25 protein-coding genes are annotated in these 25,782 nt (G+C 66.0%); 13 read left to right on the top strand and 12 right to left on the bottom strand.

Annotated features, from left to right (window positions below; genetic code table 11):
* Positions 1–79 precede the first annotated feature (79 nt).
* The 11 genes from ACQP2D_RS26810 to ACQP2D_RS26760 all read left to right on the top strand — a co-directional run bounded on the left by ACQP2D_RS26810 (position 80) and on the right by ACQP2D_RS26760 (position 8,690).
* Entirely contained in the window at positions 80–1,276 is a 1,197-nt protein-coding gene (locus ACQP2D_RS26810; protein WP_433678683.1) for a cytochrome P450, read from the top strand.
* Positions 1,277–1,291: 15 nt separating this feature from the next.
* Positions 1,292–2,596, top strand: coding sequence for a cytochrome P450 (locus tag ACQP2D_RS26805; protein ID WP_433678682.1), 1,305 nt, complete (start codon positions 1,292–1,294; stop codon positions 2,594–2,596).
* Positions 2,597–2,604: 8 nt separating this feature from the next.
* The gene (locus ACQP2D_RS26800) at positions 2,605–3,042 is read left to right on the top strand and encodes a hypothetical protein (protein WP_433678681.1); all 438 of its coding nucleotides are present in this window, start codon (positions 2,605–2,607) and stop codon (positions 3,040–3,042) included.
* Between the two features lie 99 nt (positions 3,043–3,141).
* The gene (locus tag ACQP2D_RS26795) at positions 3,142–4,944 is read left to right on the top strand and encodes an acyl-CoA dehydrogenase family protein (protein WP_433678680.1); all 1,803 of its coding nucleotides are present in this window, start codon (positions 3,142–3,144) and stop codon (positions 4,942–4,944) included.
* Positions 4,945–5,203: 259 nt separating this feature from the next.
* The gene (locus ACQP2D_RS26790; RefSeq protein WP_433678679.1) at positions 5,204–5,452 is read left to right on the top strand and encodes a hypothetical protein; all 249 of its coding nucleotides are present in this window, start codon (positions 5,204–5,206) and stop codon (positions 5,450–5,452) included.
* Positions 5,449–5,631 carry a hypothetical protein gene (locus tag ACQP2D_RS26785; protein ID WP_433678678.1) on the top strand — a complete coding sequence of 61 codons (183 nt, stop codon included), beginning with the start codon at positions 5,449–5,451 and terminating at the stop codon, positions 5,629–5,631. The genes ACQP2D_RS26790 and ACQP2D_RS26785 overlap by 4 nt, the downstream gene beginning before the upstream one ends.
* Positions 5,628–5,981: a hypothetical protein gene (locus ACQP2D_RS26780; RefSeq protein ID WP_433678677.1), complete on the top strand. Its 354-nt coding sequence runs from the start codon at positions 5,628–5,630 to the stop codon at positions 5,979–5,981. Before ACQP2D_RS26785 ends, ACQP2D_RS26780 begins: the two co-directional genes overlap by 4 nt.
* 50 nt (positions 5,982–6,031) lie before the next feature.
* Entirely contained in the window at positions 6,032–6,367 is a 336-nt protein-coding gene (locus ACQP2D_RS26775; protein ID WP_433678676.1) for a hypothetical protein, read from the top strand.
* Positions 6,368–6,443: 76 nt separating this feature from the next.
* Entirely contained in the window at positions 6,444–7,013 is a 570-nt protein-coding gene (locus tag ACQP2D_RS26770) for a dihydrofolate reductase family protein (protein ID WP_433678675.1), read from the top strand.
* Positions 7,014–7,027: 14 nt separating this feature from the next.
* Positions 7,028–7,384 (top strand): YciI family protein, encoded by a 357-nt coding sequence (locus ACQP2D_RS26765; protein ID WP_433678674.1) that lies wholly within the window; start codon positions 7,028–7,030, stop codon positions 7,382–7,384.
* 4 nt (positions 7,385–7,388) lie between these two features.
* Complete coding sequence (locus ACQP2D_RS26760; protein ID WP_433678673.1) at positions 7,389–8,690, top strand: RNA polymerase sigma factor; 1,302 nt, start codon at positions 7,389–7,391, stop codon at positions 8,688–8,690.
* An 84-nt stretch (positions 8,691–8,774) separates the two neighbouring features.
* Here the strand turns inward: ACQP2D_RS26760 and ACQP2D_RS26755 are convergent, their stop codons facing one another.
* From ACQP2D_RS26755 to ACQP2D_RS26725, 7 genes are all read right to left on the bottom strand, one after another.
* On the bottom strand, positions 8,775–10,601 hold the full coding sequence (locus ACQP2D_RS26755; RefSeq protein WP_433678672.1) for a hypothetical protein: 1,827 nt from the start codon (positions 10,599–10,601) through the stop codon (positions 8,775–8,777).
* A 479-nt stretch (positions 10,602–11,080) separates the two neighbouring features.
* The gene (locus ACQP2D_RS26750; protein ID WP_433678671.1) at positions 11,081–12,481 is read right to left on the bottom strand and encodes a hypothetical protein; all 1,401 of its coding nucleotides are present in this window, start codon (positions 12,479–12,481) and stop codon (positions 11,081–11,083) included.
* Complete coding sequence (locus ACQP2D_RS26745; protein ID WP_433678670.1) at positions 12,478–13,293, bottom strand: tyrosine-type recombinase/integrase; 816 nt, start codon at positions 13,291–13,293, stop codon at positions 12,478–12,480. The genes ACQP2D_RS26750 and ACQP2D_RS26745 overlap by 4 nt, the downstream gene beginning before the upstream one ends.
* A 359-nt stretch (positions 13,294–13,652) precedes the next feature.
* A complete protein-coding gene (locus ACQP2D_RS26740) occupies positions 13,653–14,147 on the bottom strand; it encodes a hypothetical protein (RefSeq protein WP_433678669.1) in 495 nt (164 codons plus the stop codon).
* A gap of 81 nt (positions 14,148–14,228) precedes the next feature.
* Positions 14,229–14,471, bottom strand: a complete 243-nt coding sequence (locus ACQP2D_RS26735) for a YciI family protein (protein WP_433678668.1) — start codon at positions 14,469–14,471, stop codon at positions 14,229–14,231.
* Positions 14,472–14,708: 237 nt separating this feature from the next.
* A complete protein-coding gene (locus tag ACQP2D_RS26730) occupies positions 14,709–15,512 on the bottom strand; it encodes an ABC transporter ATP-binding protein (protein WP_433678667.1) in 804 nt (267 codons plus the stop codon).
* A gap of 69 nt (positions 15,513–15,581) precedes the next feature.
* Positions 15,582–16,253 carry a FadR/GntR family transcriptional regulator gene (locus ACQP2D_RS26725; RefSeq protein WP_433678665.1) on the bottom strand — a complete coding sequence of 224 codons (672 nt, stop codon included), beginning with the start codon at positions 16,251–16,253 and terminating at the stop codon, positions 15,582–15,584.
* Between the two features lie 250 nt (positions 16,254–16,503).
* On the opposite strand from ACQP2D_RS26725, the gene ACQP2D_RS26720 reads away from it, so the two are divergent.
* Together ACQP2D_RS26720 and ACQP2D_RS26715 are read left to right on the top strand one after the other, a co-directional pair.
* Positions 16,504–18,177 carry a 2-isopropylmalate synthase gene (locus ACQP2D_RS26720; RefSeq protein ID WP_433685773.1) on the top strand — a complete coding sequence of 558 codons (1,674 nt, stop codon included), beginning with the start codon at positions 16,504–16,506 and terminating at the stop codon, positions 18,175–18,177.
* A gap of 75 nt (positions 18,178–18,252) precedes the next feature.
* Positions 18,253–20,553 (top strand): LuxR C-terminal-related transcriptional regulator, encoded by a 2,301-nt coding sequence (locus ACQP2D_RS26715; RefSeq protein ID WP_433678664.1) that lies wholly within the window; start codon positions 18,253–18,255, stop codon positions 20,551–20,553.
* 6 nt (positions 20,554–20,559) lie between these two features.
* Here the strand turns inward: ACQP2D_RS26715 and ACQP2D_RS26710 are convergent, their stop codons facing one another.
* The 5 genes from ACQP2D_RS26710 to ACQP2D_RS26690 form a co-directional block, all read right to left on the bottom strand.
* On the bottom strand, positions 20,560–21,075 hold the full coding sequence (locus ACQP2D_RS26710) for a DinB family protein (RefSeq protein WP_433678663.1): 516 nt from the start codon (positions 21,073–21,075) through the stop codon (positions 20,560–20,562).
* Between the two features lie 91 nt (positions 21,076–21,166).
* Positions 21,167–22,015, bottom strand: coding sequence for an alpha/beta fold hydrolase (locus tag ACQP2D_RS26705; protein ID WP_433678662.1), 849 nt, complete (start codon positions 22,013–22,015; stop codon positions 21,167–21,169).
* Entirely contained in the window at positions 22,015–23,232 is a 1,218-nt protein-coding gene (gene hsaA, locus ACQP2D_RS26700) for a 3-hydroxy-9,10-secoandrosta-1,3,5(10)-triene-9,17-dione monooxygenase oxygenase subunit (RefSeq protein WP_433678661.1), read from the bottom strand. Before hsaA ends, ACQP2D_RS26705 begins: the two co-directional genes overlap by 1 nt.
* Before the next feature lie 121 nt (positions 23,233–23,353).
* Positions 23,354–24,058, bottom strand: a complete 705-nt coding sequence (locus tag ACQP2D_RS26695; protein ID WP_433678660.1) for a response regulator transcription factor — start codon at positions 24,056–24,058, stop codon at positions 23,354–23,356.
* A gap of 132 nt (positions 24,059–24,190) precedes the next feature.
* A complete protein-coding gene (locus ACQP2D_RS26690) occupies positions 24,191–25,681 on the bottom strand; it encodes an FAD-dependent oxidoreductase (RefSeq protein WP_433678659.1) in 1,491 nt (496 codons plus the stop codon).
* Positions 25,682–25,782 lie beyond the last annotated feature (101 nt).

The raw sequence follows: 25,782 nt of genomic DNA, 5'->3' as shown, positions 1-25,782 counted from the left end.
GATGAGCGCCAACGTATCCGCGCGCGGCCCAAGGGTGCACGAGCGCGCGCAACCCAATCATGATGAAAGGCGAACATCTGTGAGCACCGGGAAGCCACACCCGCCGGGCGACGCGGCCGCACCGGTGCCGATATGGGAGCCATGGTTCACTGTCTACTCGCACCCCACCTACTGCGCGATGCGCGAGCACCAGGGGTCGCTGGTCCCGGTCGAGATCGCACCGGGTGTGGAAGCGGACCTGGTCCTTGACCACGAGATCGCACGACTGATCCTGCCCGATGACGACCACTACCGGGCCGATCCCCGCCGCTGGCAGGACACTGTCACACCCGACTGTCCCGCATTGCCGTTTCTGAGCTGGCGGCCCGACGCCTTGCGTTCCGACGGTACCGAGCACACCCGCTACCGGCGCGCGGTGACCGACAGCCTCAAGGACATCGACCAGTACGCGTTGTGCCACACGGCCGAAACCACCGCGAAAGCACTGATCGACCAGTTCTGCGCCGCCGGTACGGCAGACCTGCTGCACGACTACGCGATCCCGCTCACCGTGACCGTTCTCGACGCCGTGCTCGGGTTGCCGCCCGAGACGGCCCGACAGGCATTCACCGCGACCGCAGCGCTGTACGACTCGGTCGACCCTGCCGCGGCGCACCAGCTACTGATCGAAACGATGCAGGAAGCGGTGGAAGTCAAAAGGACTCACCGCGGCAGCGATGTGGCCACGTGGCTGCTGGCGCACCCTTCCAAGCTGTCCTCCATCGAGGTGGCGCACGCGCTGGCGATGCTGTACGCGCTGGGGACCGAACTGACGTGGAACCTGATCTGCATCACGGTGCTGGAAGCGATCACCGCCGATCTTGCGGCACAACCGTTGCCGACCCGGGAGCTGATCGACGAAGCCCTGTTCAACAACCCACCGCTGGCCATCGCCAGCCCCCGGTTTCCGCGGGGGATACAGCCCCTGGACGGCATGACGCTGCAGCCGCATCGACCCGTGCTGATCAGCCTGGCAGCAGCCAACCGGTCCGTCACAGGCGACCGCACGGGCAACCGCTCCCATCTGGGGTGGGGCGCTGGCCCGCACGAATGTCCAGCCCAATCCGAGGCCCTGCTCATCGCGGGAGAAGGCGTCGGCCAGCTACTCGACGCGCTACCAGAGATCGCGCTGGCCACACCCGCTGACCGATTGCAGTGGCGACCGAACCCGTTCCGCCGCGCGCTCAAAACTTTTCCGGTCACCTTCCCGCCGTCACTGCCGCTTCCGCTGACCTAGTAGGAGATTTCCGCTGTGCAGCCGCACACATTCGCGCAAACCGGCACGACCGGCGGTGTCTCGATCGAGGACCTCGGGCCCCGAATCCCGATCTACACACCCGATTTCGTCATCGACCCGCTGCGCCGATACCACGAGATGCGCGACCAATACGGAGCGCTGGTGCCGGTCGAGCTCGCCTCCGGCTTGGACGCAACACTGGTCATCGACTATCGCACCGCGATCGGCATCCTCAACGACTCCGAGCATTTCTCCGCCGACCCGCGCGCCTGGCAGCAGACGGTGCCCGAAACCCAGCGCCGCAAGTGGGACGTCTACACCATGATGGAATGGCGGTCGAACTCGTTGCGCAGCAACGGGAAAGAACACGATCGATACCGTGAGGCGACAACTGCCGGACTGGCCGGGATCAACCAATACGCTCTACAACAACTTGTGGAACGAACCGCGGGGGCGGCGGTCAACACCTTCTGCCGCGACGGGGGCGCCGATCTGCTGGGTCAGTACTGCGGGCCGGTGGCATTCGGAGTGGTCACCACCATCCTGGGGTGCACGCCCGAGTTGGCAGCACGTCTGGGTGCCGCCTCGGCGGCGCTGTTCGACGGCCGCGACACCGACACCGTCAACCAGATGTTCGACGAGGCGTTGCGGGAACTGACCCGCAACAAACGCGCCGCCCCCGGCGACGACGTCGCGTCTCGGCTGGTCGAACATCCTGCTCGTCTAGACGACGACGAGATGGTGCAGCAGCTGTTGACCATCGTGTCGGCGGCGATCGAGGTGCCGCAAAACCTCATCGCCAACACCTTGCTGCTGTTGCTGAGCGAACGCGAGCGGTTCACCGCCAGCACAGCGAGTGGCTTGCCTCCCTCGACCAGTGCGGCCATCGACGAAACCCTGTTCATCAACACGCCGATGGCCAACTACTGCATCACTTATCCACGACAACCCCGGCGCATCGAGAATGTGTGGCTGCCCGCCGGTCAGCGTGTCGGCAGCGTGTGGCTGCCCGCGAATCAGCCCGTCGTCACCAGCATGGCCGCGATCAACGACAGCCCTGAGATCAACACCGGCCACTACCTCGGCAACCGGTCACACATGGCCTACGGGTCCGGCCCGCACGCATGCCCGAACCCCGCGCGCGTCATGGCCCGTCTGATGGCAGAAGGCGCCATCGACGAACTCCTGGACCGCCTGCCCGACCTGCATCTCACGGTCGATCCCACCGAGCTGGCCTGGCGGCCAGGCCCATTCCATCGCGCGCTGACCGAGCTTCCCGTCATCTTCCCCAAGTCCCGGCCGCTGCCGATCCACGTCTAGGAAAGATTATGAGCACCATCTACCACCACCGTCCGGTTCGGCATCCCGTACTCGACGCTCACGCTGTCGCGTTCTTCGCCCGCCAGCTGGCCACCATCACGCTGACCGAGGCACAGGCATTGACCCTCTGCGATGTCTTCGAAGGTCCCGTCGCGTACGCCGACGATTCGTGGCTGCCGGAGCCGGGCCGACGTATGGCAGAGGAGGTCCAGGCTCGGGCCGCTCAAGATCCCCATCACGGCGAGCGGTGGGGCGTGCACTTCGCCTCACTGGCCGAACTCTGCGAATCCTGGCATCCGGCACAGGCTTTCGCGGTCTTGAACGCGATCGACCGGTACTGGATCAGCGACCACGACGACGCCCTATGCGCGGTAGGTCTGGTCCGCAGACCTGCGGCCGACATGGAATCCATCCCGGCACTACCACAAGCACCCGGCACGGTCTGACACGAAAGGTCGTGCAGCACAAAGAAATTCGGTGATACGCAACTCGGCAAACCCCGCGCGAGGAGTGCGTCGCCGGCAGTAGAACCCGAAGGGGAAGCCATGACAACCCATCCCATGGTCACGCCAATCGAACCAGTCGACGCCGATCCCGTGGTCGATGCCTTGCGTGCGGTGCTGGTCGGCTCCGACGGCCCCGTGCACGAACGGGTACGCGACGCAGTGCTCGCGGTAGGGTACGTACCGACATCCGGGCAGACGCAGGCACAACAGGCCACTCGCACACCGGATCTGCTGCGCGCGATGATCGCCGAGATGGGCGGGTCCGCACTCGACATCGCCCACGATCCGCATCTGCGCGGCATCACTTTCGAGTGGACCGCCGTCGCCGCACCAGCAGTGTTGACGGTCTCGAGCGGGCAATTTAATCTGGCAGGCCCCGCAGTGGCCGCATCGGGGGGCGAGTCGGAGTACGTGCGGCGTTGCGCTGCTGATCTCGACACCGGTAAGGCGGTGGGAGTGCTGGCGTTGACCGAGCTGGGTGGGACGAATGGGTCCAACTGCTGCACGACCGCTACCTGGGACGCTGCCGCTGGCGGGTTTCGGCTGGCGACACCCGATGTCGACGCCGCGAAGTTCATGCCCAACGTCGCAGACCCGAAGACCCCAAAAGTGGTTGTCGTGACAGCGCGTCTGAAAATTGGCGGCCGTGACGAAGGAGTGCTCCCGTTCCTGGTGCCGCTGCGCGATGCGGGGGGACGGCTGGCCCCTGGCGTGCGGGTGGCGGCGTTGTCGGACAAGGTTGGTGCGGCCATGGATCACGCGATGATGTGGTTCGACCCTGCCGACTGTCTGATTCCTCGACGGGCCTTGCTGGGCGGGGACTGGGCATGCATCGGCCGTGACGGTGCGTTCGAATGTGAAGTGCCGCTTGAAAAACGGTTCGACCACACGATTGTTGTGCTCAGCGACGGCCGCCTGGACCTGGCCAACGCCGCCATTGCCAGTGCCCGCGCCGCACTGGCTGGCGTGGTCAACTACGCGTCCCAGCGCCGGCCGGGCAAGACAGTGATGATCGACCGTGGCCCGGTCCAGCGCGATCTGGTTATCGGCCTGGCCGCGGTGTGGGCGACCAGCGTCCTCGGCCGCCAGCTGCGCGAGCTACGCGCGACGGGTTCACCACAGTGGTCGGCACTGTGGCCGATGGTCGCCAAGCCGTTGTTGTCCGCCGCCGCCTACAAGATCCTGGTCACCTGTCGGCGTCGCGCCGGCGCTCAGGGAACCCTGCGCAGCAACTACATTCCCGACTGGATCGCCAACGCCGACAATATCTCGACCGCCGAGGGCGACGACCAGATCATGCAGGTCGCGGCGGGAAAGCGCTACCACGCTCTGGTCGAACTGCAGCTCCCAGACACACCCGAAGACCTCCCGCAACACATCGAGTTGCTGACCGCCCGCGAACACGCCATCGCCGACGGCCTGCACCGCGGAGATTTCGGTGCGGCCGGTCCGGTGTGGGGCTGGGACTCCGCGGCCGCCGAACTGGCGACCGCGACCGGGGAACGGCTCGCCGCGACCGCGCTGCACAAGGCGGCGTCCACCGCGACCGACCCGACCGCCGAGCATCTCCTCCGATCCGCTGCCGCCGCCTACGCGCTGGACCGGATCTGGCAAAGCGGCGGCTGGTACGCCGCCCACGGCTGGATGACCACCGACAAGGCACAACAGATCTGCACGGACCTGACCCGCCACCGCAGCATCCTGGCCGACTCCCTACCGGAACTGGTCGCCGCCTTCGGCATCCCCGCCCTCCCCGGAGCCGCCCTATTCGCCCGCGATTACCGCGAGCCATACCGGCAGCTCTGGAACGGTGCGAGCGCCAACGACCGAGACACCGCGTGATCGAATCGTCGACCGGTCCGGCGCTCGGACCGGGCCGGTCGACTACACGACCGATCTTTCAAACATCGCGCACGCGACCCTATGGAAATGGAGACAACGACCCACATGCTCACGGCACCATGATGTCTCGCTCGGCCCCGGCGCCCATCGACGACGCGGAAACTCTCGGCGACACGGGCGAAGCGCGGTGTATGCGGCTATGACGGCACCGACGAAACGCCGAAGCCGCGTACGCGGCCACAATCGAATTCGCCACTCGTTGCCCCGAATTCGCGGGATTGGCCGCGCAATTGCGGGCTGCTGGGCTGCCGTCCCATCCGTCACCGGTACGCCGATCATCCGGGATGTCGAGGCGGGCGGAGATCCCGACGACGCAGTCACGGTGGTGTACGCGGCGCAGCTGCCCGAACTCGTGCTGGTGGTCACCAACGACGAAATCGGCGGTGAGCGTGCATGTTCCGAGGCGGGTCTGATGTTGCACCGCGAGATGGCAGAGCACCGGACATGATCACCCGAACTGCGACCGCTGCCTTCGCGGTGCTCGCCGGTGCCGCGCTCATCATCGCTGTGCGAGCGGCGCGGCAACTGGCCCGAGGTCTCGACTGCAGCGGCGGATACGGCAGCATCGGCACCTACGAAGACTGGCCGACGAATTCGCCGACGACCGAACACCCGGAGCGGCAATGACGCGAAACCTCGTTTACCCCACCGCAGCATCGCTCATCGGCGAATCGCGAGTCAGGGTCGTTCTCAGCGATCTCCAGGTCGAGCTCATCGAGGTCCTCACCGCTGCTGAACACGGCAGCACTACAACCGAACTCGCCGCCACGACCAGCTTGGCCCGCACGCAGCCAGTAGTACCGGCGCTCACCTCTCTCCGATCCCGGCAGCTCGTCGATGACAGCACCAACTCGGAGTCAGCCAGAGTGTGGACGATCACCGAACTCGGGCGCGATATCGGAGACATCCTCTCCCGTTCGCGAGAGGAAAAACTCGTCAACGGCACAACATGCGGCAATCGGATCGCCGCGCCCTGACCTGCCCGCCGGGAGCTGACTTCCCTTGCCCTGAAACAGAAAGGTGTCCAATGGCCTACAGTCCGCGGCCGGAGTTCGTATTTGTCAGCGAGGAAGTGATGGCGGTGCATCAAGCCGCTGAGTTGATCGCGGAGCTAACCCGCCAGTACGACAGCGAATACGTCCTGTTGCTCTCACAGGCGGTTGAGTCCGGTAGGCGCAACGATCAAGCGAGTTACAAGACCTGCTTGGATGCCGCAATCGGCGTGCTTGCCCACGGGGGCTGTGGCATGGAGACGGCCACGCAGATGGTCTTCGATCACCTGGGACACTTCTTCGCCGCGTTGCGTGCCGACTCACAAGGAAGCGGGCACCGCGACGTCGCCCCAGATCTTCCACCACGGTGATGTCGATTCCGGGGGTGCCCTGTTCGAGGGGTAGGTGACGGGCCGAGAGGCGGCCCACCCTTGGAAGGACAGAGCAATGCGCAATGTGGTGGCTTTCGAGCACATGACCCTGGACGGCTACGCCTCCTCCGGCGAAGGCCTGGGGTTCGAGTTCACGTTCCGCGCTTACGACGAGGAGCTGATGGCGTATGCCGAGCAGATCCAGGCCGACTTCGACACCGCCGTCTATGGCCGTGAGACGTACCTGGGGATGTTCGGTTTCTGGTCGCAGCACCCGAACGCCGACAGCTCGCCGTACGAGCGTGCGCACGCCGAGTGGGTCAACGCGGTGGACAAGATCGTCTGCTCCACCACGCTGGAGTCGGCCGACTGGAACAACACCCGGCTGATCGGCAGCGACGTCGCTGCGGAGATCGATGCGCTGAAGCGGAAGGAAGGCGGCGCGATCGCGATCTACGCCAGCCCGAAGCTGGTGCATTCGTTCATCGACATGGGTCTCATCGACGAGTTCCGGATCGTCGTGCATCCGGTCACGCTCGGTTCGGGCACGCCGCTGTTCCACGACAAGGCGAAACTGGACCTCGACCTGCTGGAGTCGAAGTCCTTCGGTTCGGGTGCGGTTTACCTTCGCTACCAGGTCCGATAAGGAAGGATGCGGACATGCGCTATCTGATGCTGCTCCATTTCGACCCCACGGCCGCGCCGACGCAGGGTCCGGATCCCGCATTGGCCGAGGACATGGGCAAGCTGCTCGAGGAGATGACCAAGGCGGGCGTGCTGCTCGACACCGCGGGACTGCGCCCGCTCGCGGAAGGTGCCCGGGTTCGCCAGACCGGCGGCAAGCAGACCGTGCTCGACGGCCCGTTCAGCGAGTCCAAAGAGGTCATCGGGGGATACTGCCTGCTGCAAACCCGGTCGCAGGACGAGGCCATGGAGTGGGGTTCGCGGTTCCTGCGGCTGCACGGGCCGCAATGGGATATCGAACTGGAGATCCGCCAACTCGACGACCAGGCTTGACCCGATGCCGTTACCCGAGGTGAGCGGCCGTTCGCACGCTGGTGGCGACGGCCGCTCACCGGCGGCGCGGGCCGTCGAGGCAGCGTGGCGCATCGAATGGCCGAAGCTGGTGGCGGGACTGACCCGGATGGTCGGTGATATCGCCACAGCCGAAGAGTTCGCACAAGACGCGCACCTGGCGGCGCTGGAACAGTGGCCGCGCGACGGGATTCCGCCGAACCCGGGCGGCTGGCTGATGCTCACCGCGAAACACCGTGCCATCGACAGGATCCGGCGCGACGCCACCTTCGCCCGCAAATTGCCGATGCTCGGGCATGACCTGCTCACCGAACAGACTGCGGAACAACCGAATACGGCCGATGACATCGAGGACGACCTGCTACGCATGGTGTTCACCGCATGTCACCCCGTGTTGCCGCAGCCCGCGCGAGTGGCCTTGACGCTGCGCATGATCGGCGGCCTCACGACGGACGAGATCGCTCGCGCCTACCTCGTGTCGGAAACCACGGTGGCGCAACGGATCGTGCGGGCCAAGCGCACTATCGCCAAGAAGAAGGTGCCCTACGACGTTCCGTCAGGTCCGCAGCTGGCGGATCGCCTGGAGTCCGTCCTCGAGGTCATCTATCTGATCTTCAACGAGGGTTACGCCGCCACCTCCGGCAAGAACTGGGTGCGCGCCGAACTGTGCGACGACGCACTGCGATTGGCGCGCATCCTGACCGGCCTGATGCCCCAGGAGCCCGAAGCGTTCGGCCTCGCCGCCTTGCTGGAATTGCAAGCCTCCCGTACACATGCTCGCAGCGACGCGACGACACAGCTTGTGCTGCTGCCCGATCAAGACCGGAGCCGTTGGGATCAGCTGTCCATCCGTCGCGGCTTCGCCGCCCTCGGCCGGGCGCACACCCTGGCCCTGCGGCGCGGCGTTCCGCCCGGCCGCTATGCCCTCCAAGGGGCTATCGCCGCCGCTCACGCCATGGCCGCCACCCCGGAGGACACCGACTGGCGGCGCGTCGCCGGCCTGTACGCCGTTCTCGCCGACCGCTTCCCGTCGCCCATCGTCGAGCTGAACCGCGCCGTTGCGGTAGCCATGGTGCACGGCCCCGCCGCCGGCCTCGACCTCGTCGACGCGGTCGCCACGACCGGCGCGCTCGACTCCTACCACCTGCTGCACGCCGTCCGCGCCCATTTCCTTTCCCGCCTGGACCGCCCGACCGAAGCCCGCGCCGCCTACCTCCGCGCCGCCGCCCTCACCGCCAACACCGCCGAACAAACGTTGCTGCGCGACCGCGCAGCCCCGCTCGACTAGGTTCTGTGCCCTGACGGGTGTCGGAGCCATTGGTCGATCGCGGCGATATAGATCGTGGCCAGGTAGCGGACGGCGAGTTTGAACCTAACCGCGGTCCAGGGGTGGGTCGGACTTGTATCGTTCATCGATCGCGGCGATCGTGTGATCTTCTCGGTGAACCGGGATGGGGCGGAAGGGTTGTGTGTGGCGGTCGTTGGGAGGCCGAAGTTTCGTTGTGGTCTGTGAACGCTTTGGTGTAGTCGGCTGTTTCAGTTGGTCCCCAGGGCTCCGTCGGAGGGAGTATTGGTCGTTCACCGGGTTGTCGTTGGCGCCGAATCGGCGGTCTAGCCATCTGTGCCAGTCGTTTCGGTGTTGTCGATGCTGGGTGATGCGCTCTGCGCGGCGATTCGCGAGCCCGTGGGCGGTAGCGATCGTGTCGAGGCTTGTCGGGCCGGTTCGGATCGAGCCGTGTTCGTGGGTGATCAATCCGATCGTTGTGAGTGTGGCTAGTGCGGTGTATCCGGCGGTGCGGCCCATGCGTGCGCCCGCGATCGCGTCGGCGGGCGTTGTGGCTCCGTGATGGGTGATGAGTTCGTAGATGCGTCGGCAGTGCAGTCCCAGGACCGTCCACGACTCGTGGATGGGTTCGACCCGCGTCCGGTTCAACAGGACGGGGTCGGGTTCGAGTGGTCGATCGCCGAGATACGGTGTCACCAATGCGTATTGGTCGGCGAGTACCCCTGCTGCGCGCCGAGTACGCAGGAGAGGTGATCCGGGGAGATCACGGAGTTCGCGGAGTGCTTCCCACACAGTCGTTTCCGGCATGCAACCAGCCATGATCGACAGGGATCGGCCACCGAGTTCGACCACTGGCACACTACCCACGACGTGACCGCCGACGACGGACGCGTAAGCGATTGCTTGGCAGATGGCGTGCATGGTCCATCGCCGCGGTGATTGCGGCCAGTGGGCATCGATCCATGCGGTGGTGGTGGCGAGCCATCGCGTTTGGGTTTCTGCGTGAAAAGCGTTGTGCCCCTGCCACCCCCCTGTGTGTTCTTTCTTCTTGTGCACGGTTGGTAGGAATTCGGGGGCGTTTCGTGCCGCCCACCGGCAGGCTGAAGCCCAGTCGCGGTGCAGCGCGTCGTGTGCACGGTGACCGTAGCGGTGGTAGGCGGCCGCCAATCCCGCCCAGTCACCGCCGGCCTCGGGGAGGCGTGCGTGGATATCGGTCAGGCTGTATCCGCGCAGTAGCGCGGCGGCCAAGACCGATTGCCGGGCGGCGGAACGATCGAGGCGACCGTCGCGTGCGCGCCATCGCGCGTCGCCTGGCGCGTCGCCCGCGCGCGCGAACGCGATCGTGGCCTGCGGTAGCGGCCCTCGGCGGCGGTATTCCGCGCGCAGTCGCGCGTGGTCGCCGCTGCCTTCCCATATATCCGTGTCGAGCGGTGCTGGCGCGTTCGATGTGCTCGTACGCGCTGCGCGCTGAGTGAGCACGGTGCGCGCGGTATCGCGCGCGGCGGTGCGCGCGCGCTCGATACGTGCACTGCCGAGCAGCAGAGTGAGTCGTCCGAGGAAGTTGGGGTCACTGCGGACGGTGAGGGCGTCGACAGCAGCATCGAGGGTGCCGTCGAGGGTGCGGAATCCGCCTTCTTTACAAGCGGATCCGGGTGGGGTGATGCACCCGGAGTTCTCGTTGCACATCGGGGTGATGTCGAGAGTGACCAGACGCTCGGCCAGCAGTCGCACGATCGGAACGACTTGCGCTCTGGTGAGCGCGATACCGAGGGGGAGCGGGATGAGGATGTGGCGGCCGCTGCTGGTGCTGTGGTCGGTGATGGCACGGCCACCGCATTCGGTAATCCATGCGAGGGCGCGGTCCACATCGGCGTCGACGGTAGTGGGGCCGTGGTGTTTAGCGTCGAAGTCCAATGCCAGCAACCGAGTACGGCCCCGCTGATACAGCGGCAGCGCGGCGGGGGTGTGCGGGAGCTTACGTGTCAGACGTTGGGCATGGTCGCGATAACCATTATCCGCAGGGCTCCATAGACGCATCGAACGGCGCGCCGCGAGCAGCGGTGCCAGGCGGGCGAAAACCGTTTGTGCCCTGGGGCGGCCGGGTGCGGGATCGGTTGTTGTAGTGGATGGTTCGAGTGGAAGTAGCGCAGGTGTGGATACGACTGGGCGACCGCTGGCACAGGGGCCAGCGGTTGAAGTCGTCTCACGGCATGGGCTACCCTTAGACCTGCTTCGCAGCACTTGCAGCCTTCGGGTTGTTCGGCCCTCAGTTCGCAGCTGGGGGCCCTTGTTTTGTTATCGGTTTAGGCGTGGGGTGCCTCGATAGGGACGAGGCACCCCACGACCCCGGGATCGACCCGGGTCAAGGTTTCGAGAACGCGATTCGGCGGGTTTCATGCCGTTCGCGCGATGACGGACACCTCCTGTCGATTCAGGGTGCGGAATCCGATGGTGTCGGCGCACTTGATGATTCGATCGACCGTTGACCGGGTCCAACCTGTTCGGGTGTCGCGACTCATTTGGGCTGTCACGGCGTTGGCGTTGAGTCCATGGTCGGCCAGTCGCAGGATTTCCACGATGTGAGCCACGGACTTCTGAGACGCTCGGGTCCGCACCATCTCGATCGCGACTCGGGTGTAGCGGTCATGCGGTTCGACATCGACGATCGGTGTCGCGTCCGCGACATCGTCGACCAGCGTTCCGGTAGCGGACAAGTCGTGCGAGGCAACGGATTCCGCGGCATGCGACGAGGGCGTCACCGGTGCGAGGTAGCGAAGCGCCGCGTCCGGTGAGCTGATGTGTGCGGGATCGAACGCTGTCGTGCCGGGCACGGATAGACGAGCCTCATCCGGTCCGGCGGAAGGAGGGCCGTGTCGGTAGGCATCGGTGTCACTGGACTGGTCGGTGGTGATGTCGCTGTTGTGTTCTGAAGTGGCGACGGTGTCGATCAGTGTGGCGTAGCGAGCCATGAGCCAGGCGTGCAGCCACATCAGTACGACCACCATGATCGGTGCGACCGCGTATTCGGCGGCGCGTCCGAAATGCCCAGCGGCGACGTGTGGTCCGCAGTTGAGGCTGACCGTGGCAACCAACAACGTCGCTTCGAACGCGATGATCCTGGTGCGTTCGACCTGTTGTCTGAGCCGAGCCGCAGTAGCGGCTTGGGACATGATCTCGAGGATCGGCACCGAGATCATCGCCTCGATGCCGAAGGACAGGATCCACAACATCCACCAGGAAGCCCCGGTCGGGCCGTCGGTCGGGGCGAGGTTGCGCCCGACATTGATCGCCGACCACACCAACCCGACCGCGATGACCCCGCGGAGTCGCAGCGACGACCACGTCGCCTTGCGATGCAGGGTCGCCTCTTGGGCGTCGGCGCTGGTGTACCGTAGCCGACTCGCCCTCGAGCGCGCATGCCACCTGCGTTGCCGCTCCTGGTCGCGGCGCACCCGTACGGCTTCGCGGCGATCACGATTCTGTCCAGCGAGTTCTGCACCGAATACGCGCCCTCGTTGACGGCGCGCCTTGCGACGCAACCGTTTGTGCAGGCGCACTTCGGCGTCGATCTCGCGGTCGTCCATCACCTCATAGAGTTCGGGACGGTGCTGCAACAGGATTCGCTCGCGCGCCTGGTCGAAACGTTCGGCCAATCCGGGCGCATGACGAGACCATCGCCGTGGTGGTAGGTGTCCGGGTTCGGTGGTCGCAGATTCGACTTCTTCTGCCGAATCCAGCGGATCTGGGCCGAAAGCGGTTGTGGTGGTGAGGTTGTCGACGAGGCCAGGTTTCACCGATCGTCTCCCTTGGTGATAGCCCGGACGTTGGCTCGAGCGATTTCTTGGGATATTGCACGGGACAAACTGATCGGTCCCGACATCGGTTCGATGTCGGCACGAAGGACCGAGGCATTCTCGGAGGTCTGCCAGAACAGATCGCCGCCGTCGGTGAGCGGGTGCGGCTCACCGGTCAGCAGCTCGAGCGCTTCTGCGATTTCCTCGATGCCCGCGCGGGTGTAGATATCGTTTGCGCTCTGGAACCGATCGAAGTGTCCGCCGTAGGCTTGCGCGACTGCTTTGCCGAAATTACGTTCGACAAATCGCAGCGTGGTATGACGAATCCAGTGAACAGTGATCCCGTGTGACTCGACGGTCGGCACATGTTGTCCGATCCGCTCGAACAGATAGGCATACCGGCGGTCGGTGATCGGCTTGGTGCTGCGGTAGCGCAGCAGACGCTCACCGGGCACCGCACCACGAGACGAACCGTGGTAAGAGAGTTCGGCCATTAAGCTCGGTGACACGGGCTGCCACCGTACTGTTCCCCCCTTCTCCCGCAACTGGACTACGCATTGTGTGGGATCGAGGTCCTCCGGCCGCAATGACAGCGCGCCCGATATCCGGCACGCGGTCTCGATATGTAATCGGACTATCAGGCTGTCGAGTTCAGGGTCGTCGCCGGTCGTGTCGGCGACCTCGATGATCCAGTGAAGTAACTGGCTTGGTAGGGCCCGGCGCCTGGACCGCGCATATGACGGTTTGGCCAGCCGCCTCGCCGGGTCATCGGCATGGTTGATGAGCCGATCGTCGACGGCGCGCCGGAACAAGTAGCGCAGTGCAGCGATTGCATGCTGCACAGTGCCGCGCCCACCACGGTCGCTGCGGCGGATGGTCCGAGTCGCTCGGAAATGTTCGACCATTGTTTTGCACTCGGTCACCGTCGGCTCGTCGATCGCGCGGTCGGACCATCCGTAGTCGAGAACCTTCTGCCAGTAGGTGCTGTAATTCTGCCGGGTATTGCCCTCCGGCAACGATGCAATTACGACCGGGATGTACTCGCCGAATGTTGGAATGGACTGCCGCCCGACCGGTGATGCCAGTAGATCCTCGGGAGTCAGATCCATCCGCTCGAGTAGCAGCCGCGCGGCGATGAGGGTGTCTTCCCCAGGGAGTGAGGCGCGTTCGGTCATGACAGCTGCTCACCGAGCGATGTGGCGATATGCGTCAGGAGGGCTTCGTCCAGTGCCAGCATCGGAAAGACCACGACGATTCCCCGAGCGAGGCCACCGGTGACCAGGACCCGATCGCCGATCCCGAGCCGCGCTGCAAGGCGCGCGCGCGAAGGAATCCGGAAATAACCCTTGGACGTGATCGCGGTAGTTTCCCCGGGCGGCACCGTCGCGGCATGCACCGGTCGGGTGACGACAACCAGACCGGATTGAAACTGCCACCGCAGCCGATCGCCCGGTGACCAACCCAGGAGATCAACGATTCCCTGGGCGTGTACGCAGGCGTTGCTGTCGATCGGACGAACAGTGTGGAAGGCGCCGGTCCTGCGGTGCCGACGAAACTGCGGCAGCGGCAGTCCCGCAGCAGTCGATGAGGACGACAGACCGCGCTCGGAATCCGGGTCGACGCGCTTGGTGGCTCTCTTCTGCGAGGTCAGGGGTGGTCTGGTCACAGCGACCACCCCGCTACCGGATAAAACCGCAGGTCAAAGGGGTGAGTGAACGGCGTGGGGGAGGATGGTCGATCTGTCCCGTTATCGGGGGTGAATTCGCTCCAAGAGTGCACTCGTATCGGTGAACGGACCATCGAGCACGGTCTGCTTCCCGCCGGACTGGGCGATCTTGGTGGCTTCGGTGATCGAGTGCAGACCGGCGGTATCGAGCAGCACCCCGGCCTTCGTCATCTCCTCGATCACCTTGTTGACCTGTTCGATCAGTGCCTCGTCCGGCTCCGGCGCATTCGTCGGGTCGACTCGGATCAGCATCATGTGTCGCATCTGGCCATCCTTCGCTCGGTGGTCGGCATTGTCCGACCCTCACCTCAACGCATCGAACGGCGCGGGCTCGAATCGACATGCTCAGCGAAAATTCTTCCGGAACCAGCCGGTGGGCGCACCGGAGGGCTGCGACCGACCAGCCTCGCTGCAGCGTTTCGCGGGTTATCGGCCCAGTTCAGCGGTACGTGGCGCGCGTGATCGAGCACGAACGGGCGGAGTGCGCGGCTTGCTGCATGCTTATGCGGGCCAGGCGCGGACCGCGGCACGCGCCGTCCAGCGGCCGTCGTCGTAGCGCACGGCCACCGGGTGGTCGAAAGCCGTCGATACGGTCTCCGTCGTGACCGTATCGATGGCGGCTCCCGAGGCGACCGTGCGCCCACCGGCGATCAACAGCGCGTGCGTTGTGGTGCTCGGCAGCTCTTCCAAATGATGCGTGACCAGGATCGATGCGACCTCGGGATGGGTTTCGCCGAGTGCGTCGATGGTCTCGAGCAGTTGTTCGCGCGCCGCCACATCGAGTCCGGTGGAGGGCTCGTCGAATAGCAGTAGGCGCGGTTCGGCGATGAGGGCGCGGGCGATCAGGGTTCGGCCGCGTTCGCCCTGGGACAGCGTCGGCCAGATCTCCTCGGCCTTGCCTTTGAGACCAACGGTATCGATCATGGCGTCGGCGCGGCGCAGGTCATCGGGTGTCGGCGTCCAGCGCATCGGGGTGTCGATGGTGGCGGTGATGCCGGTGAGCACGACCTCGCGGACGGTCAGCGGATAGCGCAGTGGGTGGCGGGGATTGACGTGCCCGATCGAGTGGCGCAGCGGCGCGAGGTCGACGCGGCCCATGCGCCGGCCGAGGATATCGACGGTGCCCGAGGTCGGGAAGGTGACCGCGGCGCAGAAGCCGAGCAGGGTGCTCTTACCCGCGCCATTGGGTCCGAGCAGTGCCCAGTGTTCGCCCGCGTGCACGGTCAGCGAGATGTGGTCGATGATCTGCTTGCCTTCGCGGCGGAAGGTGACATCGGTGAGTTGTAGCACGGGGGTTCCGGTCATGGGAGATCTCCGTTCGGGTCGGACGCCGTCGTATCGGTGGTGCCGCCGCGCGGTGCGACCGCCGAGTGGTCACGAGAACGCGTCCTTGAGGGTCATCAGGTGGGAGCGGCTGAATTCGGCTGCGGCACTGGGCTTTCGGTGTGCGATCGCATCGGTGAGCCGAATGTGTGCGTCGTGGTCGGCGGGTTCGGAGGGGACCGGGCGGATTTTGAGCATGTCGACCATGGCCACTCGTAGCCGGGGGAGGAAGGTGTCGAAGAGCTGGGTGAGCACATCGTTGTGCGCGGCCACGATGACGGCGCGATGGAAGGCCATATCGGCATCCACATGGTCGGCGATCGGTTCGCCGTGTGCCTCCCGCGCGGCCAGTGCCCGACGGATGGCGCGCAGGTCGGCGGGGGTGCGGCGCTGTGCGGCCAGTGCGGCGGCCTCGGCCTCGATGGCGATGCGGGCCTCGATGACCGCGGCGATGCTGGCGCGGCGCAGTACGACGTCCCAGTCCTCGGTGACATCGAGGGCGGTGACGAAGACCCCCGCGCCCTGGCGACTGTCGAGCACGCCCTTACCGGCCAATTCGCGGATCGCCTCGCGCAGTGTGGATCTGCCGACACCGAGCTGTGCGGCCAACGTCGTCTCGCCCGGAAGGCGGTGTCCCAGTGGCCATTCCCCGTCCCGGATGCGGGTGAGCAGCAGTTCGGCCGCCTGTGCCGCCAGGGGATGGCGCCGTACCTGCGAAACCATCGCAACCTCTCTACTTGTCTGAGGAGTTGTGTATAGTCTAGCAATCATGCGCACCATGCTTCTGCTTAGCCGCCACGGCGGGGCCTAACGACCGGCCGCCCGCCGTGGGGCTGCGTCGTGGCCGGTCACCTGTCCGTGACGGCCACAAGGCCAGGAAGCAGTAATCATGAGCACTTTCCCCACCATTGCCACGCCTTCCGGTGCGCTGGCGGCCAATGCCCCGGCGTGGAACAGGCAGCGACATTCGCGGATGCCCTCGCACCGCTACCGCGATGTCTACGATCGCGTGGACGTGCCACTGACCCAGCGTGATTGGCCCGCTGCTCGGCTCACCGATGCGCCGCTGTGGGTGCCGGTCGATCTGCGTGACGGCAACCAGGCGCTGGCCGAGCCGATGGACCCGGTGCGCAAGCGACGGTTCTTCGAACTGTTGGTCGCCATGGGCTATAAGGAGATCGAGGTCGGCTACCCCTCCGCATCGCAGACCGATTTCGACTTCGTCCGACTGCTCGCGCGCACCGATATCGCGCCGGCGGATGTTGCGATCGTCGTATTCACCCCGGCTCGCCGCGATCTCATCGAGCGCACGGTGGCGTCGGTGCGCGGCATTCGCAACGAGGTCGTCATCCACATGTACACGGCTACCGCGCCTACCTGGCGAAAGGTGGTGCTGGACAAGGATACTGCCGAACTGCGCGAGCTGATCCTGTCCGGTGGCCGCGATGTGCTCGAATTCGCCGGTGACCTGCCGAATGTGCGATTCGAATTCTCGCCCGAGGTCTTCAACCTGACCGAACCGGATTTCGTACTCGATATCTGTGACCGCATGACGACGCTGTGGGATGCCACCCCGCAGCGCCCGGTGATCCTGAATCTGCCTGCCACCGTGGAGGTCGCGACGCCGAATGTCTACGCCGACCAGATCGAATACATGCACAAGAATCTGGCCAGGCGCGCGAGCGTGATCCTGTCGGTGCATCCGCACAACGACCGTGGCACCGGTATCGCCTGTGCCGAACTGGCCGTGCTCGCGGGCGCCCAGCGCGTGGAGGGCTGTGTCTTCGGCAACGGTGAACGCACCGGCAATGTCGATATCGCCACCCTGGCACTCAATCTGCATGCCCAGGGCGTGGATCCGATGATCGACTTCTCCGATATCGACGAGATCCGCCGGACCGTCGAGTACTGCACGCGCATGCCCATCCACGAAAGGCATCCGTACATAGGCGATCTGGTGCACACCGCGTTCTCCGGCACCCATCAGGACGCGATCAAGAAGGGAATGGCCGAACACCGCGATCGGGCCGCCGCCACCGGGATCGCCGAACGCGAACTCGACTGGCGGGTCCCGTATCTGCCGATTGATCCGGCTGATATCGGCCGCAGCTACGACGCGGTCATTCGGGTGAATTCCCAATCCGGCAAGGGTGGTATCGCGTATCTGCTGGATACCGAATACGGTCTGGATCTGCCGCGCCGGCTGCAGATCGATTTCGCGCGACACGTCCAGGCGCGCACCGACGACACCGGTCTGGAGATCACCGCCGCCGAACTGTACGAATTGTTCGAGGCGAGGTATCTGGACACCCCGACGGAGTCGGTCGGTCTGCGGGCATGGCGGACCACGGGCGCGGGGGACGACACGGTCACCGAGGTGACGCTCACCATCGGCGGCCCGGCCGAATATCGCGATGTCGGTCCGATCGAGGCGCTCACCGCGGCATTGGCTCGGGTCGGCTACCCGGTCGAGGTGCTCGGGCTGACCCAGCAGTCGATCGGCGCGGGGAACGGCGGCACCGCGATCACCTATCTGGAATTCCGCGGCGGCGAGCGCACCGGATGGGCCTGCGGACGCAGTGATTCCGTACTCGCGGCCTCGATGGCCGCGGTCATGCGAGCGGCGAATACGCTGGTGGTCGACTAGCGAGCCGGCCGCGAATCCGACATCTCGGTCAAAATGCCCGAGACGGCGGCCGCACGTGAAAAGGTATGCAGCGTGGTGCGGCACGAGACAGGGAACCTCCCCGCTGAGGTGACGAGCTTCGTCGGTCGTGGCGCCGAGGTGGCCATGGCACGCAAGCTGCTGTCCAGCACTCGCCTGCTCACGCTGACCGGGCCGGGTGGCGTCGGCAAGACCCGGCTCAGTCGGCGGGTCGGGGAGGCGGTGCGGCGCGCTTTTCCCGATGGTGTGTGGTTCGTCGAGGTCGCGCACGTGCACGATGGGGAACTGGTGGCATTGAGCGTCGCGCAGACCTTGGGTCTGCGCGACGACACCCGTTCGCCGGTTGTCAGCCTGACCGACTATCTGGCAGACAAGAGTCTGCTGTTGATCCTGGACAACTGCGAACACCTGATCGACGCGTGCGCGGCCCTGGTGGACCGGGTGATTCCGGCGACGAAGGATGTCCGGATCCTCGCGACCAGCCGCGAACCGCTCGGGGTCTCCGGGGAGCAGGTCTTGCCGGTGGCGCCGCTCGCGGTGCCGGAGGTGGACGAGGATGCCCAGGCACGTCGTCCGGCTCAGGTCGACAGCGACGCGCTGCGGCTGCTGATCGATCGGGCGACCGCGGCGAATCCGGACTTCCGGGTCACCGATGCCAATCGCGGGGCGCTCGCGGCGATCTGCCGTCGCCTCGAAGGAATTCCGCTGGCATTGGAACTGGCGGCCTTACGGTTGCGGATGTTCACCCCCGATCAGGTGCTCGCGCGCCTGGACGATGCGATCCGGCTGCTCACCACCGGGTTGCGCACCGCGCCGGAGCGCCAGCAGACCCTCGAGGCGGCCATCCGGTGGAGCTATGACCTGTGCACACCGGATGAACAGCATCTCTGGGAGCAGCTATCGGTCTTCGCCGGCGGCTTCGACCTCGAGGCCGCGGAGGCGGTCTGCGTCGTCGATCCGGCCGATGAGCTGCTGGACGCGCTGACCGGATTGGTCGACAAATCCGTCCTCGGCTATCGACAGGATGCTGATGGCACCGGCCGGTACACCATGCTCGAACCGCTGCGCCAGTTCGCCTTGGCGCGGCTGGTCGCGCACGGCGGTGAGCGGGCGGTGCGACTACGCCACCGCGACCATTACCACCGGGTCGCGCAGCGGGGGCGCACCGCGTACTGGGGCAGTGAGGATGTCACGTGGTTCCGCGATGTCACCCGGGAACATCCGAATATGCGTGCGGCACTGCAGTTCTCGCTCGCCGATCCGGAAAGCGCGCATCGCGCACTGGAAATCGCGACGGAACTGCGACCGTTCTGGGAGCACTACCGATTCCTGTTGGAGGGCTATCGCTGGCTCCTGGAGGCCTTGGACAAGGATCTCGACCATACGAAGGATCGGGCGCGGGCACTGGCCGCCGCCTCGGTGATTGCCGCCATGCTCTCCGATCCCGAGACGGCGACCCGATTCGCCGGTGAATGTCTGGAAATCGCCAACGAACTCGATACCGAGGACGTACTCGTCGAATATGCCCTGCTGTCGGCGCTGCTGGCCTTCGCCAACGGCGATTCGATGCGGGCACTCGATATCGCCGAGGCCGCCTCGGACCGCGCGCGAGCCTGTGCGCACCACGGAGTCGAGATGGAGAGCCTGGCATTCGCCTACGTGTGCGCACTGGTGCTCGACGACGAACGCGCTGGTTCCATCGCGGATCGGTTCCTCGCCAAGACGGAGGAGTACGGCTCGCATCTGCTCGGCGGATTGGGCTATTGGGCGGTGGGTACCTACCACTGGCGAAAAGGTGAGCAGGACAAGGCCATCGAGGATCTGCGCAAGGCGGTCGAGCTGTTCAGTCTGTTCGATCGGTGTGTGTGGACGGCATCCGGATTCGACGGGCTGGCGTGGGCGGCGACCGCCGACGGCGATCTGCAGCGGGCGGCACGGTTGATGGGGGCCGCATCGACGGTGCGGCGTGGCAGTACCCAGCGACTCGCCCATGAGATGACCGAGTACGTCGGCGATAAGGTGCGCCTTCAGGTGCGCGATGCGATGGGCGAGAAGGAGTTTCGCACCGCCTTCGACGCGGGCGCGGCCCTGGGGCTGGAGGAGGCGGTCGGTTATGCCCTCGGCGCCGAGCCGCGTCCGGCCGCGAAACCGGTGAAATCCGTTGCGGCAGATGTTCTCACCCGTCGTGAGCGGGATGTGGCGCGGTTGGTCGCGGCGGGCTACAGCAATAAGAACATCGCGAGCGAACTGGTGATTTCGATCCGGACCGCGGAGAGCCACGTCGACCACATACTCACCAAACTCGGCTTCACCTCACGCACCCAGATCGCCGGGTGGGTCAGCCACAATCAGCTCTGAGGCGGCTCAGTCGCCGGTCGCGCCGTCGATACGCTCACGCAGGAAATCCGCGTGACCATTGTGCCGCGCGTATTCCTCGATCATGTGCACATAGACCCAGCGCAGGCTGTATTCGGTGGCGCGATAGCTGAAAACGTGCTCGAGCGGCAGATCGGCGACGGCGGCGTCGGCCAGCTCGATCTCGGCACGCAGGGCCGCGAGGTCCGCGGCGGCATCGGCATCGGCGATATCGTCGAAATCGCCGTTCGGGTTGTCCTCGCCGCAGTAGAGATAGTCCAGCGGTGCACCGCGAGTGGCGATGCGGAACCAGCCGCGTTCGCATTCGGTGAGATGGCGGACCAGGCCGAGCAGCGAGAGCGTCGATGGTGCGACGCAGCGACGCTTCAACTGCTCGGCCGCTAGTCCGGCGCATTTCCACTGTAGGGTCCGACGGTGCAGGTCGAGCCAGGATTGCAGCATGGTCCGCTCGTCGGCGACCAGCGGCGGCTTGGTTCGGGAGAGTTCGGGTGCGGTCCATGTCACGGGGCGACTCTAACTCCGAACCCGCGACCGAAGCTCCCGAATTCCCGTGACATCGGCCGGACGTCATGACGCCGACGCCGTGGCAGGGGCGCTACAGACCTGAAGTCAGGAAATCGATGACCGCACGCTCGAACGCGTCCTTGCGTTCGATCTGCACCCAGTGTCCGCAGCGCCCGAACAGCCGCAGATCGGCACGGGGCAGCTGACGCGACGGCAGCAGCGCGCCCTCGACCGGGGTGACCCGATCATCGCGCCCCCACAGCATCAACACCTCGTTGCGCAGCGCGCGCAACCGCGCCCACAGCGGAACCGCCTCCGCGAACGCGGGATTCGCGAACGTCGCATAGGCGTCGCGGATGGCCGCGATGGCGGCCGGATCCGCGGCCGTGGCCAATCGGTTGTCGACGAGTTCGTCGGTGAGCACCGCCTCGTCGAACACCATGGTCCGCAGCCAGGCCAGCACCCGCTCCCGGGTGGGTTCGGCGGTGAAGTCGAGCAGCCGCCGAATCCCCTCGGACGGTTCGGGTCCCAGCACATTGACCCCGACGCCGCCGGGCGCCATGAGCACCAGCCGATCGACCCGCTGACCGTGTTCGAGCGCCACCAGCGTCGCCACCGCGCCGCCCATGGAGTTGCCGAGCAGGTGCACGCTGGGCAGTGCGAGCTGATCGAGCAGCCCGACCACCGCATCGGCGGAGATGCGCAGGTAGTTGCGCTCGTACACGTCGGGACGCTCGCTCGCGCCGAAACCGGGCTGGTCCAGGATCAGGCAGCGGAAATGTTGGGCGAGTACGGGCAGGTTCGCACCGAAGTTGGCCCATCCCGACACCCCGGGACCGGATCCGTGCAGCAGCACCAGCGGTGGACCCGAACCCGCCTCGTGGTAGCGAAGTTTCAGCCCGTCGACGGTGATATGGCGACTGGTATCCGCCGCGTCCATCAGACCATCCGATCTTCGACCGGCAGCCCGAATTCACCGCGGCCGAACATGGCAAGGGCCCGCTCGACATCGTTGATCACGTGCACACTGCCCGCGTGCGCGTCGCGCCAGTGTCGTTCGATCGGATTGGGTTTGCGGATCGAGTGCCCGCCGGAGTTGTCGAACAGCAATTCGATGGCCGCGATCGCGCGCTCGGTGCCGCGCACCTGATCGCGCCGGGTGCGCAGCCGGACCTCATACGGAATCTCTTCGCCCGCTTCGGCATAACGCAATTGCTCGGAGATATTGTGCTCCATCTGCAGGATGGCCGCATCGATCTCCGAACCCGCGCGCGCGACCCGCACATGCGCGAATCCGTCCTCGGCGACCTTCTGCCCGCCGTAGGACAGCCGGACCCGTTCGCGCATCCGCTCGATATGCGCCTCGTAGGCGCCCTGTGCGGCGCCGATAATGGGCGCGGTAATGGTGTTGGAGAAGACACCCGCGAACGGAATCTTGTACAGCGCAGCGGGATTGGCCTCCTGGCCCGGCCCGCGCAGTTGCGATTGTTCGGTGGCGCTGTAGGCGCGGTGATGCGGTACGAAGGCCTTCTCGATGACGATATCGTTGCTGCCGGTGCCGGACAGGCCGACCACATGCCAGACGTCGTCGATCTGATAGTCCTTGCGCGGCACCAGGATTGTCAGATAGTCCTTGGGATTGCCGTGCTCATCCGGTGCGAGTGCGCCGAGGAACGCCCATTGGGCGTGGTCGCAGCCGGAGGAGAAACTCCATCGCCCAGTGACCTCGTAACCGCCTTCGACGGGAGTGAGGCGGCCGGTGGGCGCGTACGACGAGGAGATGAGCGTATCGGAGTCCGCGCCCCACACCTCCTCCTGCGCCGCCAGCGGGAACAGCGCTAGCTGCCACGGGTGCACGCCGAGCACCGACGACACCCAACCGGTGGACGGGCATGCCGATGCGATCGCGCGAATGACCTCGTAGAACGCCACCGGCGAGGCTTCCTCGCCACCGAAGCGGGACGGCTGCAGCATGCGGAACACCCCCGCCTCGGTCAATTCCCGGATGCTCGCCACGGGAACCCGCCGCGCCAGATCGGTCTCCGCGGCCCGCTCCCGAATCACCGGGAGTAGATCCCGGACCCGATCGAGCACCTTGGGCCCACCCGTCTCCCGGCCACCACCCCTCATCGAATCGCTGCGCGATGCTGAGCTCATGCGGGACTCCTCCTGTATTCCTCGGGTTCGCCGGTCGGCGCCATGTTTTCGACGCTATGGCGACCGCGGCGACACCGCGGGGAGCAGTCCCGGTGATCGGAATACCAGCAGGAGTGCTGCGCTATACCGCTTTCAGCAGCTTCCCCGCCTCGGCGGTCTCGTAGGGGTCCGGACCCCACCGGTAGCCGTAGCCGCGGATATTCGTGATCAATTCGGGGCGGTCCAGTTTGGCGCGCAAGGCGGCCATATGCACGTAGAGCTTGCGCGAGACGGCGAGCAGCGAATCGCCCCAGACGCAATCCATCAACTGCTCGCGGCTGACCGCGATGCCGGGTCGTTCGACGAGCACCCGCAGCAGCTCGAACTCCAGCCGGGTGAGTGGGACCAGCTCCCCGGCCACCTCGACCCGCCGTGCCGCCAGATCCACCCGGACGTCATCGCTGACGACGGTCTCGCCGCGCGCGACGGTAGCGACGCCGACCCGGCGCGTCACCGCTTCCAGCCGGGCCGCCAACTCCGCGACGCGCGCCGGTTTGACAATGTAATCGTCTGCGCCACTGTGCAATCCGAGTACGATCGAACGCTCGTCGGCCTGCTCGCCGAGGATCAGCACCGGCACCGAGCTGACCTCGCGCAGTTTGCGCAGCACCTGTAGGCCGTCCATATCCGGTAGGTCGAGGCCGAGGAGGACGGCGTGATAGCCATGGTGGGCCAGCAGCAGGTCGGAGCCGCGGTGTTTGCGATCGACCTGATGGCCGTGGAGTTCGAGCGCTTCCGCTAGTGCGTCACCGCCTTCGGCGTCATCGTCGATCATGATAAGCCGCATCCGTCTCACCTTCCCGCACCGTCCCGCCGAAGAGCAGCGATTCTGCATGGTTGCCGCAGACGACGCCGTGCGCAAAGTGCTTACCTTGCCACTCTTGGGAAGGAAGGCGGGCGAACTCACCTGGACGGATGATCAGGTGTGAGCTTTGTTGCGCGCCGCGGCGGCTCCGGCTTTGCGGCCGAAGAGGGTGCAATCGCCCAGTGAGGTGCCGCTGATATAACCCTCGCCGTGCAGACCGGAGCTGGCCCGGCCCGCGGCGAACAGGCCGGGGATGGGGCTGCCGTCGAGGTCGAGGACCTGGCCGTCGATGCTGGTGTGCAGCCCGCCGAGGGTGAATACGGAGGCTCCGGTGCCGCGGCGGTCACCGGATTCCGAGGGTGGGCGCACGCCCGCCTTGATATCGATAGCGGCCAGCGGCGGTGTCAGCGGGCGCAGCCAGCGCCCTGCCTTGTGGAAGTCGGGATCTGTTGCGCGCGCGGCGAATTCGTTGTAGCGGGTGATGGTGGCGGCGAGTGCGCCCGGCGGCAGGGCCACCAGTTGGTCGAGTTCGTCGATCGACTCGGCGACATGGGTCGGGCGCACACCCCAGCGCTCGCGCTCGGGCACCTCCTCGTAGCCCTGCTCGTCGAGCACCACCCATACGTTCATATCCTGGCGGAACAGCGCGGCTTGGCCGATGCGGCCGGGATAGGTGTCCTCGTTGACGAAGCGCTGGCCGCGATTGTTGACAATGATGCCGCGCGCGGCGAAGCCGGGGATCAATGAGGCACCGACCTGACCGGCCGACATATGCCGGACGGCGGCGCCGGCGGCCTGCGCGATCCGGATACCGCTGCCGTCATCGGTGCCGGCGCTGACCTTGGTATGGCCGAGCAGCCGGGGTGCGTGGGCGGCGAGCATATCGTCGTTATCGATGAAACCGCCGGTGGTGAGCACACAGCCGCGGCGCGCGCGGATGGTGAGTTCGCGGCCATATCGACGGGCTACTACGCCGAGCACCGAACCGTCGGTATCCAGGATCAGATTCGTCACATAGGTGTCGTATTGCGCTGTCACACCGACGGATTCGGTGGCGGATACCAGGCAGTCCAGCAATAGCTTGCCGCCGAAATCATGGGCGGTCGGTCGGTGCCCACGCGGGGCCGGGTCGGCGAGTTCGGTAAAGGGCCAACTGTTCTCGCCGAGCCACATCAGCCCGTCATCGGTGGGCGGCACCCAGGCGGGTGCGTCCCAGAGACTCGGCTTGAACGGCACACCCCGATCGACGAGCCAGTGGAAATGTCCGACGCTGTGCTCGCTGTAGTGCTCGATCTTCTGCTGGTCCGCGCCCAGTCCGAGCGCGGCCACCAAAAACGCCGCCATCTGCTCGGGACTGTCGTCGAATCCGCATGCCCGTTGAATCGGCGTACCGCCACCGAGGTAGATCTCACCACCCGACATCGCCGATGCGCCGCCCGCGCCACCGGCCCGATCGACCACCAGCACCTCGGCTCCCGCGGTCGCCGCCTCGTACGCGGCGCAGGCCCCCGCACAGCCGTATCCGACGATGAGCACGTCGGTCTCGATGTCGTAGGACTTCACCTCGGACGCCGCGCGCGGCGCGACCGGATTGCGGACCGTCATGGTCTCGAGGTTGCGCCGGCCGACCAGGTGCCGGAATCGATGATCTCGGTGGCCGAGTCGGATACTCCCGGTCAGTGGGACTGGAACCGATCGCCGCGCCC

Origin of the sequence: Nocardia sp. CA-119907 (genome assembly GCF_050955995.1) — a bacterium.
In the GTDB taxonomy this organism is placed as follows: domain Bacteria; phylum Actinomycetota; class Actinomycetes; order Mycobacteriales; family Mycobacteriaceae; genus Nocardia.
This window is presented reverse-complemented; position numbering and strand designations above follow the sequence as displayed.